This is a genomic window from Vibrio sp. 1F263 (assembly GCF_041439035.1).
In the GTDB taxonomy this organism is placed as follows: Bacteria; Pseudomonadota; Gammaproteobacteria; order Enterobacterales; family Vibrionaceae; genus Vibrio; species Vibrio tasmaniensis_A.
The window spans coordinates 141,145-159,416 of sequence record NZ_JBGONI010000001.1 but is presented as its reverse complement, the minus strand read 5'-3'; the positions used below and the strand labels follow the sequence as shown (position 1 = coordinate 159,416).

Below are 18,272 nucleotides of genomic sequence, written 5' to 3'. Positions count from 1 at the left end.
TTATGATGAATTTAGAAGGCAAAGTTGCACTAGTTACAGGCGCAAGCCGTGGTATCGGTCGTGCAATCGCTGAACTTTTAGTTGAGCGTGGTGCTAAAGTTATCGGTACTGCTACGTCTGAAGGCGGCGCTGCTGCAATCAGTGAGTACCTAGGTGAGAACGGTAAAGGTCTTGCTCTTAATGTAACGGATGTTGACTCAATTGCAGCTACACTGAAAACCATCAACGATGAATTCGGTGCGATTGACATTCTGGTTAACAACGCAGGTATCACTCGTGATAACCTACTTATGCGTATGAAAGACGATGAATGGAATGACATCATCGATACTAACCTAACGCCTATCTTCCGCATGTCTAAAGCTGTATTGCGTGGCATGATGAAGAAGCGTCAAGGACGTATCGTAAACGTTGGTTCTGTAGTCGGTACTATGGGTAACGCTGGTCAAGCTAACTACGCAGCTGCAAAAGCAGGCGTAATTGGTTTTACTAAATCAATGGCTCGTGAAGTTGCGTCTCGTGGTATTACAGTGAACACTGTAGCACCTGGTTTCATCGAAACTGACATGACTAAAGCGCTAAATGATGACCAACGTGCAGTAACTTTGGCGAATGTACCAGCAGGTCGACTAGGTGACCCTCGCGAAATCGCTGAAGCTGTGGTATTTTTGGCGTCACCTGCGGCAGCTTATATCACAGGTGAAACACTTCACGTCAATGGCGGTATGTACATGGTGTAAATTATGTGCAACATTTGTGCATGATTTAAGTCAAGATCATACGTAATTTCGGTTAAAATCGTGAAAATTGTGGTTTGACCAGAAAAGTTGACCTTGCAACTTTCAATAGATTGAATAAACTACGGAAAACATCGCATAAAGCGAACTCTGTAAAGGAAAAGAAAAAATGAGCAACCTCGAAGAACGCGTAAAGAAAATCATTGTTGAACAGCTAGGTGTAGACGAAGCTGAAGTTAAAAACGAAGCTTCTTTCGTTGATGACCTAGGTGCAGATTCTCTAGACACAGTTGAGCTAGTAATGGCTCTAGAAGAAGAATTCGACACTGAGATTCCAGATGACGAAGCTGAGAAAATTACTACTGTTCAAGCTGCTATCGACTACGTAACTAGCGCTCAGTAATAATCTCTCCCAGGCGGTCACCTCGACCGCCTGTGTTTTATCTAACTCATCTATCCTCATCTTAAATCACCTCAATCCCCGGAGTGTAATATCGTGTCCAAGCGTCGTGTAGTTGTCACTGGCATGGGTATGTTGTCGCCGGTAGGCAACACTGTAGAATCTTCTTGGAAAGCCCTGCTAGCTGGTCAAAGTGGTATCGTTAATATCGATCATTTTGACGCAACCAATTTCTCAACTCGTTTTGCAGGTCTAGTTAAAGACTTTAACTGCGAAGAGTATATGACTAAAAAAGATGCTCGTAAGATGGACTTGTTCATCCAGTACGGCGTCGCAGCAGGTATTCAAGCTTTAGATGATTCAGCCCTAACTATTACTGAAGAAAACGCTCCTCGTGTAGGCGTTGCTATCGGTTCTGGTATTGGTGGTCTTGGTTTGATCGAAGCCGGTCACAAGGCTCTAACTGAAAAAGGCCCTCGTAAAATCAGCCCGTTCTTCGTACCGTCGACGATCGTGAATATGATTGCGGGTCACATGTCTATCATGCGTGGCCTACGCGGTCCAAACATCGCGATCTCTACAGCATGTACGACTGGCCTACATAACATTGGCCACGCGGCTCGTATGATTGCATACGGCGATGCTGACGCAATGCTAGCGGGTGGTGCTGAAAAAGCATCGACACCACTAGGTATGGGCGGTTTTGGTGCGGCTAAAGCACTGTCTACTCGTAACGATGAGCCTCAAAAAGCTTCTCGTCCATGGGACAAAGGCCGTGACGGCTTCGTTCTTGGTGACGGTGCTGGCATGATGGTTCTTGAAGAGTATGAACATGCTAAAGCTCGTGGCGCTAAGATTTACTGTGAGCTAGTTGGCTTCGGTATGTCGGGTGACGCTTACCACATGACATCTCCAAGTGAAGATGGCTCTGGTGGTGCACTAGCAATGGAAGCGGCTATGCGTGATGCTGGCATTACTGGTGAACAAATCGGTTATGTTAATGCACACGGAACTTCGACTCCTGCAGGTGACGTAGCGGAAGTTAAGGGCATCAAGCGTGCTCTTGGCGAAGCAGGCAGCAAGCAAGTCTTGGTTTCTTCTACGAAATCAATGACTGGCCACCTTCTAGGTGCTGCGGGTTCTGCTGAAGCGATCATCACTGCGATGTCTCTAATTGATCAAATTGTTCCACCAACAATCAATTTAGATGATCCTGAAGAAGGCTTAGATATTGACTTAGTACCTCACACTGCGCGTAAAGTTAGCGGTATGGAATATGCTGCATGTAACTCATTCGGTTTCGGTGGTACTAACGGCTGTTTGATCTTCAAAAAGATTTAATCATCTTATATAAGAGTCAAACATCGTAGATAGTCATAATTAGAACTGTTTTTAAACGGCTCGATGCTTTAGCATTGAGCCGTTTCTTTTTATGGGGAAAAACATGTTTTGGGTTGATGGAGAAAGTCAGCAAACTGTCGATATCTTAGATCGCTCGTTTCAGTATGGAGACGGCTGTTTTACTACCATGCTTGTTCAAGATGGCCAGATTCAATATTTTCACGATCATCAGCGTCGTGTTGATGATTGTCTTAAAGCGTTACGCATTTCCGAACTTGATTGGAATACGGTTAACCTTTGGCTCGATAATGCACTTGAACATATCCAACACAATGCGTTTCCTGGTACAAAGAGCCTTGATGGTTCAACGAATCTTCAAGACAAAAACAAGCCTCATAATGAAAAAGCAGGGCTCAAGCTGCACGTTAGCCGTGGGGCAGGCGGTCGTGGCTACAGTACCAAGAATATCGCCAAGCCAACGATAACTATCAGTACATTTGATTACCCAAGTCATTATTTCGCGTGGCAAGATTCCGGTGTAGAACTCGGTATCTGCCAACAAGCACTGGGTTTGAGCCCATTATTGGCCGGTCATAAGCACAATAATCGCCTTGAGCAAATCTTGATGAAAGATGAAATGGATCAGGCCGGTGAAGTGGATGGTGTGGTTCTGGATATATCAGGTAACGTGATTGAAACCACCATGGCTAATCTGTTTTGGCGAAAAGGGCAGACGATTCACACTCCTCAACTGACGAAAAGTGGCGTTGCAGGGGTTATGCGTAAGCAAGTGTTAACCGCACTGAATCAAGCTGAACTTTCCGTTACTATTAGTGACTACTGCTTATCTCAACTCATGCAAGCTGATGAGGTTTTCATGACCAACTCCATTTTAGGGGTTGCCCCAGTTACCCGTATTAGTGATACCCAATTCAACATTGGAACCGTTACTCGTAGCCTTCAAGGACAACTAAACTCGTGATCAAAAAGTTATTTATTTTTATTATCTTGTGCCTAATCGCAGCCGCGGCTGCTGGTTTTTATGTTTACAACCAAGCGCAAGATAACCTGAAACAAGTTATTCAATTAGAAAAACCACAAGTCGTGACTGTTGCTTCAGGTAGCAGCTTTAACCGCGTTCTAGCCCAGTTGATTAACGAGGGGCTTTTCGAGGCTTCTCCTTATGAGAAATTAATCCGTAAGTTACATCCTGAGCTTGTAGACGTAAAAGCGGGTACATTCCTGCTTGAACCGGGTTTAACCTTAGAGCAGGCGCTACAAGTGCTTGTAGAAGGGAAGGAGCACCAATTTACCATTACCTTTGTAGAAGGCAGTCGTTTTGACGAGTGGCTTGTTCAGCTAAAAGACAACGAATTCATTCAGCAGACGTTGAATGATGTCTCTGAAAAAGAGATCGCACAAAAGCTTGGTATTGAAAATGAAAAGCTAGAAGGCCTTTTCTTAGCGGAAACATACCACTACACCTATGGCACAACGGATTTAGATTTGTTGAAACGTGCCCACCGAGATCTAATGAACGTGGTCAATGATGAGTGGGAAAATAGAGCCGATAAACTGCCTCTTAAATCGCCTTATGAAGCTTTAATTCTTGCGTCTATCATCGAGAAAGAGACTGCTGTCGCTTCTGAGCGTGAGCGTGTGTCTTCTGTATTCGTTAACCGCTTGAACAAGCGTATGCGTTTGCAAACTGACCCAACGGTTATCTACGGCATGGGCGATAGCTACAAAGGCAATATTCGTAAGAAAGATCTACGCACACCAACGCCGTACAACACCTATACAATGAGCGGTTTACCGCCAACACCGATCGCGATGGCGGGTAAAGCGTCTATCAACGCGGCTCTGAATCCAGAGAAGAGCAACTACCTTTATTTTGTTGCGAGTGGAACCGGCGGTCACGTATTTTCAAAGAGTTTGACTGAGCATAACCGTGCAGTACGAGCTTACTTAAAGCAATTAAGAAAAAACAAATAAAGAAAGAATTATGAATCAGTCGAAATTTATCGTGGTTGAAGGCCTTGAAGGTGCTGGCAAAAGTACAGCAATCAATGCCATCGTTGAGACATTGAAAACAGCTGGTGTCGCTGACATCGTTAATACTCGTGAACCCGGTGGTACCGTGCTTGCCGAGAAGATGCGCTCGTTGGTCAAAGAAGAACACGAGGGCGAGAAGCTTCAAGACATGACTGAGTTGCTGCTGATGTACGCAGCGCGTGTTCAATTAGTAGAAAACGTCATCAAGCCTGCACTAGACAGTGGTAAATGGGTGTTGGGTGATCGCCATGATATGTCTTCTCAAGCATACCAAGGTGGTGGTCGTCAGATCGCTCGTAGCACTATGGAATCACTGAAAGCAACCACGCTAGGCGGCTTTAAGCCAGATTTAACACTATATTTGGACCTAGACCCTAGAGTCGGGCTTGAACGCGCTAGAGGTCGTGGTGAGCTTGATAGAATTGAAAAGATGGACATCTCATTTTTCGATCGCACGCGTGAGCGTTACTTAGAAATTGCAGGGCAAGACGATTCTGTACTCGTGATTAATGCGCAGCAAGAAATTGAGCAAGTAGCCGCTGATATTAAAGTCGCGCTCAGTGCTTGGCTCAATAAACAGTAGGTAGTCATGGCTGAAGTTTATTCTTGGCTCACACCGGTATGGAGTGAGTGGAAAAAAAGTCTCGATGCAGAACGTTTTCCTAACTCTGTGATCGTTAATGCGCCGGAAGGGCTTGGTGTGGAAGCGCTGGTTAGCCAACTTACCGATGCATTGATGTGTGTTAATTACGAAAGTGAAGCGTGCGGATTTTGCCACAGTTGTGAACTGATGAAGTCGGGGAGTCACCCAGATTTCCATGTGATTGAACCTGAGAAAGAAGGTAAATCGATTACGGTTGACCAAGTGCGTGCGAGTAACCGCTGGGCTCAACAATCGTCCCAGTTAGGTGGCCTGCGTGTCATCTTGCTGAGTCCGGCTGAAGCGATGAATGAATCGGCGTCTAATGCGCTGTTGAAAACACTGGAAGAACCTGCGAGTAATTGTATTTTCATCCTTTCAACGCGCAACAGTAATCGCTTAATGCCAACTGTTCTTAGCCGTTGCCAGCAATTTAATGTGGTGTGTCCACAATTAGATGCAGGATCGGCATGGTTAAATGGAGAAGTTGGTAAAACGGTTCCTCAGTACATACTGACATTGAACGACAACGCCCCCCTGAAAGCGAAAGCAATGTATGATCAAGGTGGCGTCGAAGCTTCAACAAAAGCGCTCGATGGCTTTGTGAATGTGATAAAAGGCACTCAACCCGACATGCTGAAGTTCTCTACAGAGCTTAGCAAAGACCCTTTGATTCAACTTAGCTGGCTTTGGCATTTATTGTCAGATGTACAAAAGCTGCATTTTGGTTTAGCTAATCAGGCTATCATTCCGAGTGCGAAAGCACTGTGTGAGGTGATGTCTTATCAAAGTGCTTATGCAGCGTCGAATAAACTACTGATATTGATTGAGCAGTTAAAGCAACACCCTGGGCTCAATACGGAGCTACTCATAATGAATTGGCTGATAGCCACTTGCGAGGAAACATGTTCGTAGATTCCCATTGTCATTTAGACAAACTGGATTACCAAGATTTACACACCAGCGTAGAAGACGTGGTTAATAAGGCGAAAGCAGCCAACGTTGACCAACTGCTTTCTGTCGGTGTGACGCTGGATTCGTTTGAAAATATGATCGAGATGATCTCGCCGTTTGATAATGTTAAGGCTTCGTGTGGCGTTCACCCTCTCGACGTAGAGAGCGACTTCTGTTTAGAAAGAATGCGTGAGTACGCGAGCAACCCTAAAGTGGTGGCGATTGGTGAAACTGGCCTAGATTATCATTACCAACCAGAGACTGCAGAGCTACAACAGCTCAGGTTCAAGCAGCACGTTGAGTTGGCTGTTGAGCTTAATAAACCTTTGATCATCCACACGCGTAACGCGCGTGAAGATACGTTAGCTATTTTACGCGATGGCGGAGCAGAGAAGTGTGGTGGTGTGATTCACTGCTTTACTGAAGATCAAGCGTTCGCTGAAGCGGCAATGGAATTAGGTTTCTATATCTCGATCTCAGGTATTGTGACCTTTAAACAAGCCACAGAACTTAAAGACGTTGTGAAAAAACTACCTCTAGATAGGTTGCTGATCGAAACGGATTCGCCATATTTGGCGCCAATTCCATATCGTGGTAAAGAGAATCAGCCTGCATATGTAGTCGAAGTTGCGGCTTATATCGCCCAGTTAAAAGGGGTATCAATGAAAGAGGTTGCTGAACAAACGACCAAAAATTACCAAAAACTTTTTTTGCGATAGAAATCTAACTAAACAAACAAAAGGGAGCGAAAGCTCCCTTTTTGTGTTTTTGATCACCAAAAATGCGTTTTTTTTTAATGTTTACGGAATATGTTGAACTTGAGAGCGTGAATTACAACATTTGTAATTTTGTTACTAAAAATAACATTACCCTCTATTTTATTTACTCAGTAAAATAATAGGGATGGATTATAATTTATTTATTTTTCAGCTAGTTAGTGGCTTGTAAAGCATTGCATTTCTATGTTTGACATGTGATCCAAGACGTGTTTTGAAACTAAATTTCGTAAGTGACTAGAAAGTTAGTTCCCCATCAATATATATTTAGCGGCAGAAAATATAATGCAATACATGGTTACATTTTCACTGGGTGCTAACATATAGGCTACGGGGGTGTGCCGTTAGGACCCATATAATTATTTTATCTTTATCAGGAGCATAAACATGTTTAAGAACCTTTTTGCTAGCCTGCAGAAAGTTGGTAAGTCTCTGATGCTACCAGTATCAGTTTTACCAGTTGCGGGTATTTTGCTAGGTGTCGGTGCAGCAGACCTTCCTTTCATTCCAGAAATCGTTTCAAACTTAATGGAACAAGCGGGTGGTTCAGTATTCGGTCAAATGGCACTACTGTTCGCAGTAGGCGTAGCACTTGGCTTTACTAATAACGACGGTGTAGCTGGTCTAGCTGCTATCGTTGGTTACGGCATCATGACTGCTACACTAGGCGTAATGGCTGGTGTAATGGGCGTTGATAAAATCGACACTGGTGTACTAGGTGGTATCCTAGTCGGTGGTGTTGCTGCTTGGGCATTCAACCGTTTCTTCCGTATTCAACTACCTGAGTACCTTGGCTTCTTCGCTGGTAAGCGTGCTGTGCCAATCATCACAGGTTTCTCTGCGATTGGTCTAGCAATCCTACTATCTGTAGTATGGCCACCAGTTGGCGGCGCTATCTCTGCGTTCTCTGATTGGGCTGCTCACCAAAACCCACAAGTGGCGTTTGGTATCTACGGTATCGTTGAGCGTTCTCTGATTCCATTTGGTCTTCACCACGTTTGGAACGTACCTTTCTTCTTCGAAGCTGGTACTTGTGTAAACGCTGCTGGCGAAACTCAAAACGGTGTTCTTACTTGTTACCTAGTTGCTGATGACGCATCTCGTGCAGCGGGCAATGGCTTCGGTCAGCTAGCTGGTGGTTACATGTTCAAGATGTTCGGTCTACCTGCTGCTGCAATCGCGATTGCACATTCAGCTAAACCTGAAAACCGCGCTAAAGTAATGGGCATCATGGCTTCTGCTGCGTTGACTTCATTCCTAACGGGTATCACTGAACCAATCGAATTCTCATTCCTATTCGTTGCTCCTGTACTGTACGCAATCCACGCTCTATTAGCTGGTTCTGCATACGTTCTTGCGAACACTCTAGGTTTTGTACACGGTACATCTTTCTCACACGGTCTAATCGACTTCCTAGTTCTATCTGGCAATGCGTCTAAGATGGGTCTAATGGTTGTATGTGGTGTTGCTTACGCTGCAATTTACTACATCGTATTCCGCACTGTGATTAAAGCACTTGACCTTAAAACTCCGGGCCGTGAAGACGAATCTGAAGAAGAAGTAGTTGCTACAGGTTCTGAACTTGCTGGTGAGCTAGTTGCTGCATTCGGTGGTAAAGCGAACATCACTGGTCTTGACGCTTGTATTACTCGTCTACGTGTTGCAGTAGCTGATACCGCTCTTGTTGACCAAGACAAACTGAAGAAACTAGGCGCTGCAGGTGTTGTTGTAGTTGCTGGTGGCGTACAAGCTATCTTCGGTACTAAGTCTGACAACCTTAAGACAGACATGGATGAGTGGATCCGTAACAACGGTTAATTCGCTGATTCAATAAATTGAAAGGAGGCCTTACGGCCTCCTTTTTTGTTTTCTGCAATATGCAAAATATCCTCACGTTTAATACCAATCGTAGTAAATAACTGGTCATCCTAGCTTGTTAAAAATCTCGATAACTTCGTTAGAATTTTTGATTGTAGAACAACTACTTATCAAAAAATTATGCCTTGTTCTCAAGGTTTTTTCCTGCGCTATTCCTGAACACTTACTTACTGTGATTGGTATAAGCTCTTCTTACTCAACTAGTTCTACTCAACTCTATGTGTTGAAGGCCAATACCGAACCTTGAGCGCCAGTTCGCTTTTACCTAGCGATGACACCTCTCTTTGTGAACCCAGTACACTACCATTTTTAAAAACAGTCTGAGAATATTATGAAACATCGTTATTTGATCGGCCTTATGTGCTGCAGCGGAGCCGCGTTTGTGCATGCTTCTGAAGCACCAGATTTGGAAGTTGGATTAGCCATTGACCAAGACCTGAGTGTCGTTGTCGAATTTGATCAGAAATACCGTGCCACGATTGGCAACGACGGTGCTGCATTTGACTACATTTTGAAGCGTGGTCAGTTTGAGACTGAAGCTCCGTTGAGTTGGTATGTCGGTGCGGGTGCTTGGACTGAATGGAATGACGACTTTGGCTTACGCTTGCCGTTAGGCGTGAAAGTGAATTTCTACGAAGGTTGGAATGCTTACGCTCAAGTTCACCCTGAACTCGACATGTATAAAGGTGTTGAGTTACAAGTGGGTGGTGCGCTAGGTATCACTTACAAGTTCTAGGTGATGAGACAAAAAAATGCCAGCTTAGTCGCTGGCATTTTTGAATGGTTTAAATAAGGTTATTTCTGTTTGTCCATTGCACGCTTTATGCAAATTGCAGCACCACCCCAAGTGATACCAAGACCAAGAACCATCATAATAATCGCACTCGTTGTCATGATTATGCTTCCTTCTTACTTGTCATATTTATGATAATGCCAATCGCTAGTAATCCTGCGATCATTGCCCAACCAAGAGTCAGGTCGTAGCCACCGTAACCGTCTGTAAACAATGCGCTTAGTTTTGTTGCAAGAATGATTGCAAGCATAACTGGAGTGACGAAGCGTAAACATACGTTAAACCATACGCCAATAGAGAAATCTGAAATCTCATTGACGTACGTACGTACATCGCTAACTTTGTTTAGTAGCCATGCCATTAGAAGGATTTCAATGAATCCGCCTACCATGATGCCGACGTTGTTAGCGAAGTGATCGACTAGGTCTAGTAGAAGTAGGCCGCCGTTAGTTGCAAATGCCATAGACACCACAACACCAACGCCAATAACAATACTTGCTGCTTTTTTACGGCTCCAGTTCAGCTTGTCCATAATTGCAGATGTTACTGCTTCCATAATTGAGATATGAGAGCTTAAACCAGCCACAACAAGTGCAAAGAAGAATAGTGGACCCAGAATATACGGTGCTGGAAGTAAATTAATCGCAGCAGGTAGCGTAACAAACGCAAGGCCAACGCCTGCGGATACTACTTCAGTTAATGGTTTACCTTGTTCTTGAGCCATGTAGCCAAGAACAGAGAAAATCATAATACCCGCAAGAATTGAGAAACCACAGTTGATAAGAACCGTCATGAACGCGTTGTTCGTGATATCTGATTTTTCAGGCAGGTAGCTTGAGTAAGCCAGCATGATCGCAAAACCGATACTTAGCGTGAAGAAGATTTGTCCATAAGCAGCAGCCCATACTTTTACGTCCCAGATCTTGCTGAAATCAGGTTCGAACATGTAGTTCACACCATCTAGAGCACCAGGAAGGAAAACCATGCGTCCGATAAGCAAAATCACCATTATGAACAACACTGGCATCATTACTTTAGAAGCACGTTCGATACCAGCTTTAACACCACCCACGATAGCTGCATAAGTGATTGCCCAAGCGAGTAACATTGCGCCAGCGATGCCCCATTGGATGCTACCTAGGTTCGTCGGTGAGTTATCACCTAGAGCTAGATATTCACTGAAGAAGAATGCGTTAGTGTCTGTTCCCCAGCTTTGATTGAATGACATACCGAAGTATGAAATTGCCCAACCGATAACGGCAACATAGTAGACCGCGATGACAGCCGCTACACCCACTTGGAACCAACCAAGCCACTCAAATTTTGAGTTGATGCGCGCTAAGGTTGCAGGTGCAGAGCCACGATATTTTTGACCCATACTGAACTCTAGGATCATAAATGGGATACCAGCCGTAAGCATGGCAAATAGATATGGAATGAAAAAAGCACCGCCGCCATTTTCATAAGCCATATATGGAAAACGCCAAATGTTTCCTAAACCAATAGCAGATCCTACTGCGGCAAGGATAAATCCTGCTCGGGATCCCCACTGTTCTCGCTTCATATTTAACTCCTTTACAACTTCCCTGAGGTATGAAGCTTCTCGTCACGCTGTGCTTGGTAAGGAGATGATAGTTAAAACAGGCAAACGGTTTGACTGTTTACTTTATCTTCCGTGATTAAGCAAAAGTTTAGATTATTATGTTGTTAGCGATTGGAGAACTCAGCGGATAATTCTTAATTGTTTGATGTGTGTTTGCATAACCTGAAATATTCAGCTGATGCGTGCTAATGAGCCTACCTAGTTAGAATGGTTAAAGCAATAGATTAGGTATGTTTAATAACTGTGGGCTTTTGGTCTTTAAGATGTTAAATGATGGTTATTTTAGAGGTATGAATTGGTTTGGGGTTTTCTTGTTGGTTTATGTGTCTAATTTTTTCTGTTTTATTAGGTTATGTGACTTTATTTAAAAGTAGAGCGTATGACTGAAATTCATACACTCTATAGTTGAACTGACCAACTATTCGGAGGTTCTATTGGTATGAGATGCTTATGGTCATCGATACTTAGAAAGTAAAACTCAGTCCGACATTGGCTTGGAATTGGTTCATCCAGTCGGTATCAAAGCGGATGATGCACTCTTGGCCGTTACTTGGGATGTTACAAACACCGGAGGTGTCGTTATCGACAACGGTACCTAGCCAACGTAGTTGTGTGTTTAGCGCTAATCGGTCACTAAATTTGTACTCTAAACCACCAAAGATAGAGGTTGAGAACCCATACTTATCTTTTGCCCAGTCTACATCGACGTAAGAAGCACCAAGGCCTAACCCCAAATAACCAGACAACACAGAAGAAGCTGGGTAGTAAATGCTACTTTGAAAGTGCAGGTATTGGATGGAGGAGCTTAGGTTGAGCGTTTCTAATTCAGAGCTTTGATTAGAATAGAAAAAGCCGATGCGTCCTTTTTCAAATGGCGTTTCAATCGCAAAGGTGTAGTTTTCAGACCCTTTCATATCATAGGTTTTACCGTCCTGGTCTTCGACACTGCCACCGCCTGTATAGCCCACCATCGGAGTAATGATGATCTCCGGCGAGGCATGTACGCTCGAAACGGAGAGAAGCGTAATCAGTGCCAATATATTTGCTTTGTTATTCATGAGTATATCCTTATCCTTACACTTACTAATTGTGATGGTTACATCAATATTGTGCGACTAATTTCGACGATTCTTGAAGATACTTCACACACCTGATAGTACTTAAATAGAGACTCGACAAATTAATAATAAGACAGAGGTGTCTATGGACCATAATCTGAAAAATGCCCTACAAATAACGGTTGTCATCTACGCAATCATTCTCTCATTTGGCTTTATTGCAATTGGTAGTTAATACCATCTATTGCGAGGCTGGGTTTTTATACTCAGGGAATAATGAATAGTGGGATTATAACCAATATTGATACAGCAATAGACTTAGATTATTACGCTAAGTTTATTGCTGGAAAAACAGCACTGGTCGCCCAAGGTGGCGGACAGAGAAGTATTTTTACTTCTGGAGTGCTGGATGCCTTTCTTCTTTCAAATTTTGATCCCTTCGACGAGTTTTTTGGTACCTCTGCAGGTGCTCTTAATTTGTGTGCTTATCTGTGCCGCGATAAAGGCCTTGGCCGTTCTTTCCTTCTCGACCTCACAACATCACCTGAATTCTTCAATCTCTTTTCTTATATACGACACAGAAAGAACCTTGGATTAGAATGGGCCTTAGAACAAATCATGGCTTACCCATATAAGCTTGATTTGGATTTAGGACGACAAACGCTAGGCGAACGCCATTTCTATGCAGCCGTCACGGATTCTAAAGACTTACGAGATCACTACTTCCCAGTATTGGGTGAAGATTGGTACAAAGTGATGATTGCAACCTGTGCGATCCCTCGCTTATACAATGATGAAATCTTTATTGGCGACAATGCTTATGTAGATGGTGGTGTATCAGCTTGCATTCCGGTTCAAGAAGCGTGGCGTAGACAAGCCCGTTCCATTGTTGTGATCCGAACTGAGCCAGCGTTAGAGGAAGAGGTCGAGGTTCAAGCTAACAGTACGCGATTAAAAACACCCAAACCGATATCAGCCGAAGAGCTGGAATGGTTCCGCGAATCTTTTGACAGTGTTCAAGGCCATTGGCAACAAAAAGTGGAACAGTGGAAAACCGATTGGAGCTCGTTCTTTCAACAACAAATTCTCAGCTCAAAAGAACAGAAGCGCGACAGGTCACATTTGGATTTACTGAATGGTGGTCGATGGTTATTCGGGGCGGATGACATCTATAGATTAAGTCATTTAATTGGTGATAAGTTTGATTCCGGCTTAGCAGATATGCTGATGGTGCATTACCAAACTTACTCATTGACTCAGGATTTTTTGAACTCCCCACCAGACGATGCGTTTGTAGTGCAAATTGCCCCGAGTAAGCCGCTGAAATCCAATTCATTAATGAGTAATAAAGAAGATTTACTGCACGATTATGAATTGGGTTTAGAAGCCGGTTACCGATTTGTTGAAATTTATACCTCTACGAAAAATGCCCGCAGTTCACACATGCCACAGTTGGCAACCATTGCTGCTGAGAAGTAATGCTTGAGGTTGATGAGTAATATTTGAAGTTGATGAGTTAGCATGCTGTGAGCTGATCGTGCTGTTTAAGCCGATCGTTAGTGAGTCGTGTTCTGAAATGAAAAAGGGTTATTGAACTTGGTTCGATAACCCTTTTTTGTCTCGAGATTAGGCAAATCGTTTCGCCTTACGGGCAAACATTAGGTGACAGGCAAGATTCTCATACAGTTGGTTGATCCCGCCACATCCATAATGTCGCCTTGAGTGACGATAACGAGATCGCCAAACTTAAGATGCTCTTGCTCTTTTAGGCAGGTGAGCGTAGATAGGGCAATGTCAAAACTGTCTTTGGCTTCTGTCTCGAAGTAGATAGGTGTTACACCTCGGTACAAGGTGCAGCGATTAAGTGTTCCTTCGTTACGAGATAGTGCGTAGATAGGCATGTCAGCACTTAGGCGAGACATCATCAGTGCAGTACGGCCTGATTCTGTGAGAGTGACTACGCCTTTAATACCTTCCATATGGTTTGCCGAGTAGATAGTCGCCATTGAAACGGTTTCTTCGGCGGTCACAAAGGTGCGATCAATTCGGTAATTGGATTGGTTGTTAATCCCCGCCATTTTCTCAGCACCAATACACACTTCAGCCATCGATTTTACGGTTTCGACCGGGTAATCACCTGCAGCTGTTTCACCTGAAAGCATGACCGCATCTGTTCCATCAAGTACCGCATTGGCAACGTCCATGACTTCGGCACGGGTTGGCATTGGCGCTGAAATCATCGATTCCATCATTTGGGTTGCGGTGATCACCGTTCGGTTAAGCGCTCTAGCACGGCGTATAAGCTGTTTTTGTACTCCGACCAATTCAGGGTCGCCAATTTCGACTCCGAGGTCACCACGAGCCACCATGACCACATCTGAGGCCATTATGATGTCATCCATGTTCTCAACAGTGGCTACCGTCTCTGCTCGCTCTACTTTTGCTACAAGGTGAGCTTCTAAACCTGCTTCTCGTGCGAGCTGACGAGCGTAGTGCATGTCTTCGCCATTGCGTGGGAAAGACACCGCGAGGTAATCCACTTTGATTTGTGCGGCGGTGACGATGTCGCGTTTGTCTTTTTCTGTCAGCGCTTCTGCGGAAAGGCCGCCGCCTTTCTTGTTTATGCCTTTATTATTCGAGAGAGGGCCGCCAATGATGACTTCGGTATGAACGCGACAACCTTCCACTTCGGTTACTTTTAGCTGCACACGACCATCGTCGAGCAACAGGATGTCGTTAGCTGAAACGTCGTTAGGTAATTCTTTATAATCAAGACCGACCGCTTGTTGGTTGCCTTCGCCTAAACCAAGGCTACTGTCGAGAGTAAATTGGTCACCAACGGCAAGTTGGATTTTGCCATCTTTGAATGTTGACACTCGAATCTTGGGACCTTGTAAGTCACCGAGAATAGCGATCTGAGTGCCAAGTTTTTTGGCTATTGCTCGGACATTTTCTGCACGTTGTATATGGTCGTCGCTAGTGCCGTGAGAGAAGTTCATACGGACGACATTGGCACCGGCTTTGATGATCTCTTCAAGCACGTTACCTTTATCAGTAGAAGGGCCTAGCGTTGTGACGATTTTCGTTTTTCTTAATTCGGCTGTCATGAATACTCCTAGAGTGAGGCCAAGTAATCTATTAAAAGACTAGGGCGTGTTGATCTTTCGAGCTGATTTTTGCAGCGAGTTGCTGGGTATTTATACAAGGCAGAGGCTTTGATGTGTAGTTAGCCTACATGAGAAGCCGATAACGTAGTAGAAATGACCAGCAAACGCTGCCCGAAGGGTTCGGCTAAAAGCGTTTTACTCTTTGTTGAGGGAGATTTGCTTAGAATGACTAGGCTACTTCTCCCTCGCCGCGATTAAAACGCTTTTATCTCGAACAAAGTTTAACCACGAAAGGTCAACGCGCCTTAATTAAGTATATGCATTAATTGATTATTTATTGGGAGCTAGAAGGATATTTCTTTATTTGTATCCAATTATTGTATTCAGGACTCAATAACGATGTTTCATTAAGAAAATTAAGTCTCAATTTATCGATGTAGGTACTAATTTTTCTCGAACTATTTGACTAGATACACAAAGATTCATGTATATACGTGATACGGGTCACGGCGATATACCAAGTGACTTCACAATTACTTCGCAAAGTAAAAAAATTACCGCGTTGATGATTTCTGGAGCGTAAAATGTACATGGCTCAACCGGGCCATATTGATCATATCAAACAGGTCAATGCTGGTCGTGTATATAAACTAATTGACCTTAAAGGTCCTATTTCTCGTATCGATCTGTCCAAGCAAAGTGAGTTGGCCCCGGCGAGTATTACTAAAATTACCCGTGAACTCATTGAAGCTCACCTTATTCACGAAACGACGGTTCAAGAAGCCACGACTCGTGGGCGTCCTGCTGTCGGTCTGCAAACCAATAACGAAGGTTGGCAGTTTCTGTCGATGCGTCTTGGTCGCGGATACTTAACGATCGCGCTCCATGAATTGGGCGGCGATGTACTTATCGATACTAAGATTGATATTCATGAACGTGACCAAGACGATGTACTTGCGCGTCTTCTGCATGAAATTGATGAGTTTTTCCAAACTTATGCCGAGCAACTCGATAGGGTAACAAGTATTGCGGTTACGCTACCGGGGCTTGTGAATTCTGAGCAGGGGATTGTGTTGCAGATGCCACACTACAACGTTAAAAACTTAGCGTTGGGTCCTGAGATCTACAAAGAAACAGGTCTACCTGTCTTTATTGCCAATGATACCCGAGCGTGGGCATTAGCAGAGAAGCTGTTTGGTCACTCTCAAGATAACGATAACTCCGTTTTGATCTCGATTCACCACGGAGTAGGCGCAGGGATCATTCTCGACGGCCGAGTATTGCAAGGTCGCCACGGTAACATCGGTGAGCTGGGTCATATTCAGATCGATAGACAAGGCAAGCTTTGTCATTGTGGTAATCATGGCTGTTTAGAAACGGTTGCGAGTTCACAGGCTCTCCGTGAGCAAGTCAAAGAAAGACTGGCTAATGGCGAGGCATCATCACTAACGGCGTTTGAAGATGTCACAATTGAACAGATCTGCGCTGCTGCTGCTGATGGTGATCCACTGGCTGTTGAAGTGATTGAGCAGTTAGGTCGTTACTTAGGTGCCGCGATAGCGATTGTGATCAACCTGTTCAATCCTGAGAAAATTTTGATAGGTGGTGTTATCAATCAGGCTAAAAGCGTGTTGTATCCTGCGATTCAAAAGTGTATCGAAGAGCAGAGTTTATCGGTTTACCATCAAGATTTAGAGCTGGTGGAATCTCGATTCTATAAACAAGCCACCATGCCAGGTGCTGCGCTTGTTAAACAAGCTTTATATGATGGCCAATTGTTAATGAAAGTGATTGAAGGCTAACCCTTTTTTTATCGTTTTTAGCCTTCCTTTAACCCTTTCCATGCACTTAAACTATGTATAACAGCATTTGTTGTACTTAGTTTAAGCATCTGTGTATTTGCGCTTTGCTTTAACCTATCGAATTAGGCTATTGTAGCCACAGTTATTATTTGTCACTAAGGTGTTGTATGTCTGGCGTTTTAAATTCTGTTGATCAGAGAACTAAACTCGTCGGTGAAAACCGTCTGGAACTCTTGTTATTTAGCTTAAATAGTCGCCAACTATTTGCGATTAACGTATTTAAAGTGAAAGAAGTCTTAAAAGTGCCTGTACTCACTCGCTTGCCAGGCTCTCACCATCATATTACGGGTGTTGCTTCTTTACGTGGTGAATCTGTACCTGTGATTGACTTACGCAGTGCGATTGGTTTCCCACCATCACGTGATGAGACTCAAGAAAACAACTTGATCATTACCGAATACAACCGAACCGTACAAGGCTTCTTGGTTGGACAAGTTCGCAATATCGTGAATACGACATGGACAGAAATCCAACCGCCACCAAAGACTACGGGTCGAGCAAACTATTTAACTGCTATCACGCATATCCAAGAAGAAGAGCAGCACAAAATCGTTGAGATCATCGATGTTGAAAAGGTGTTAGCGGAGATCATCGACTACGATGTGTCGATTTCTGACGGTGTTCTAGATCAGCAGTTAGCGAATGAAATGGTTGGCCGTAATGTGCTTATCGTGGATGACTCTTCAACAGCACGCAACCAGATCAAAGGCACCTTGTCGCAACTTGGTTTGAACATTATCGAATGTTGTGACGGCTTAGAAGCACTGACTTTACTTAAGAAGTGGTGTGATGAAGGCAAAGACATCAATCAAGAAATACTGTTGATGATCACCGATGCCGAAATGCCAGAAATGGATGGCTACAAACTGACTCATGAAGTTCGAACTGATCCTCGAATGCATGACTTGTTTATTACGCTAAATACTTCATTAAGTGGTAGTTTCAATGAAGCCATGGTTGAGAAAGTAGGGTGTAATCGCTTTATTTCTAAATTCCAACCAGACCTCTTAGTTGAAGTAACTCAAGAGCGAATGCGTCAGATTTTGTAATTAATGCAGCTGTACGGTT

General features: G+C 43.9%; 18 protein-coding genes. 14 read left to right on the top strand and 4 right to left on the bottom strand.

Going from position 1 to position 18,272, the window contains the following annotated elements:
• Positions 1-5: 5 nt before the first annotated feature.
• The 10 genes from fabG (at position 6) to ACED25_RS00625 (ending at position 9,517) form a co-directional block, all read left to right on the top strand.
• On the top strand, positions 6-740 hold the full coding sequence (fabG, locus tag ACED25_RS00670; protein WP_029222897.1) for a 3-oxoacyl-ACP reductase FabG: 735 nt from the start codon (positions 6-8) through the stop codon (positions 738-740).
• Positions 741-906: 166 nt separating this feature from the next.
• The gene (gene acpP, locus ACED25_RS00665; RefSeq protein ID WP_012603569.1) at positions 907-1,140 is read left to right on the top strand and encodes an acyl carrier protein; all 234 of its coding nucleotides are present in this window, start codon (positions 907-909) and stop codon (positions 1,138-1,140) included.
• A 93-nt stretch (positions 1,141-1,233) separates the two neighbouring features.
• Positions 1,234-2,478, top strand: coding sequence for a beta-ketoacyl-ACP synthase II (gene fabF / locus ACED25_RS00660; protein ID WP_004736554.1), 1,245 nt, complete (start codon positions 1,234-1,236; stop codon positions 2,476-2,478).
• A 103-nt stretch (positions 2,479-2,581) separates the two neighbouring features.
• Positions 2,582-3,460 carry an aminodeoxychorismate lyase gene (gene pabC, locus ACED25_RS00655; RefSeq protein WP_371694417.1) on the top strand — a complete coding sequence of 293 codons (879 nt, stop codon included), beginning with the start codon at positions 2,582-2,584 and terminating at the stop codon, positions 3,458-3,460.
• Positions 3,457-4,473 carry an endolytic transglycosylase MltG gene (gene mltG / locus ACED25_RS00650; RefSeq protein ID WP_012603571.1) on the top strand — a complete coding sequence of 339 codons (1,017 nt, stop codon included), beginning with the start codon at positions 3,457-3,459 and terminating at the stop codon, positions 4,471-4,473. The genes pabC and mltG overlap by 4 nt, the downstream gene beginning before the upstream one ends.
• Positions 4,474-4,483: 10 nt before the next feature.
• Complete coding sequence (tmk, locus tag ACED25_RS00645; RefSeq protein ID WP_012603572.1) at positions 4,484-5,116, top strand: dTMP kinase; 633 nt, start codon at positions 4,484-4,486, stop codon at positions 5,114-5,116.
• A 6-nt stretch (positions 5,117-5,122) separates the two neighbouring features.
• Positions 5,123-6,088, top strand: a complete 966-nt coding sequence (locus ACED25_RS00640; RefSeq protein WP_371694416.1) for a DNA polymerase III subunit delta' — start codon at positions 5,123-5,125, stop codon at positions 6,086-6,088.
• Entirely contained in the window at positions 6,079-6,846 is a 768-nt protein-coding gene (locus tag ACED25_RS00635; protein ID WP_371694415.1) for a TatD family hydrolase, read from the top strand. Before ACED25_RS00640 ends, ACED25_RS00635 begins: the two co-directional genes overlap by 10 nt.
• 444 nt (positions 6,847-7,290) lie before the next feature.
• The gene (ptsG, locus tag ACED25_RS00630; RefSeq protein ID WP_009848984.1) at positions 7,291-8,721 is read left to right on the top strand and encodes a PTS glucose transporter subunit IIBC; all 1,431 of its coding nucleotides are present in this window, start codon (positions 7,291-7,293) and stop codon (positions 8,719-8,721) included.
• A gap of 391 nt (positions 8,722-9,112) precedes the next feature.
• Positions 9,113-9,517, top strand: coding sequence for a hypothetical protein (locus tag ACED25_RS00625; protein ID WP_371694414.1), 405 nt, complete (start codon positions 9,113-9,115; stop codon positions 9,515-9,517).
• 59 nt (positions 9,518-9,576) lie between these two features.
• Here the strand turns inward: ACED25_RS00625 and ACED25_RS00620 are convergent, their stop codons facing one another.
• From ACED25_RS00620 to ACED25_RS00610, 3 genes are all read right to left on the bottom strand, one after another.
• Entirely contained in the window at positions 9,577-9,675 is a 99-nt protein-coding gene (locus ACED25_RS00620) for a methionine/alanine import family NSS transporter small subunit (RefSeq protein WP_009848986.1), read from the bottom strand.
• Positions 9,676-9,677: 2 nt separating this feature from the next.
• Entirely contained in the window at positions 9,678-11,138 is a 1,461-nt protein-coding gene (locus ACED25_RS00615) for a sodium-dependent transporter (RefSeq protein WP_017102818.1), read from the bottom strand.
• A 503-nt stretch (positions 11,139-11,641) separates the two neighbouring features.
• The gene (locus tag ACED25_RS00610; RefSeq protein WP_135383971.1) at positions 11,642-12,235 is read right to left on the bottom strand and encodes a porin family protein; all 594 of its coding nucleotides are present in this window, start codon (positions 12,233-12,235) and stop codon (positions 11,642-11,644) included.
• 145 nt (positions 12,236-12,380) lie between these two features.
• On the opposite strand from ACED25_RS00610, the gene ACED25_RS00605 reads away from it, so the two are divergent.
• Complete coding sequence (locus ACED25_RS00605; RefSeq protein WP_102248935.1) at positions 12,381-12,470, top strand: YnhF family membrane protein; 90 nt, start codon at positions 12,381-12,383, stop codon at positions 12,468-12,470.
• A 41-nt stretch (positions 12,471-12,511) separates the two neighbouring features.
• Entirely contained in the window at positions 12,512-13,714 is a 1,203-nt protein-coding gene (locus tag ACED25_RS00600; RefSeq protein WP_269334933.1) for a patatin family protein, read from the top strand.
• Between the two features lie 179 nt (positions 13,715-13,893).
• Here ACED25_RS00600 and pyk read toward each other — a convergent pair whose 3' ends face one another.
• On the bottom strand, positions 13,894-15,342 hold the full coding sequence (gene pyk, locus ACED25_RS00595) for a pyruvate kinase (RefSeq protein ID WP_012603578.1): 1,449 nt from the start codon (positions 15,340-15,342) through the stop codon (positions 13,894-13,896).
• 584 nt (positions 15,343-15,926) lie between these two features.
• On the opposite strand from pyk, the gene ACED25_RS00590 reads away from it, so the two are divergent.
• Complete coding sequence (locus tag ACED25_RS00590; RefSeq protein ID WP_017097686.1) at positions 15,927-17,144, top strand: ROK family protein; 1,218 nt, start codon at positions 15,927-15,929, stop codon at positions 17,142-17,144.
• 167 nt (positions 17,145-17,311) lie between these two features.
• A complete protein-coding gene (locus ACED25_RS00585) occupies positions 17,312-18,253 on the top strand; it encodes a chemotaxis protein CheV (RefSeq protein ID WP_009848992.1) in 942 nt (313 codons plus the stop codon).
• The last annotated feature ends 19 nt before the right edge of the window (positions 18,254-18,272 follow it).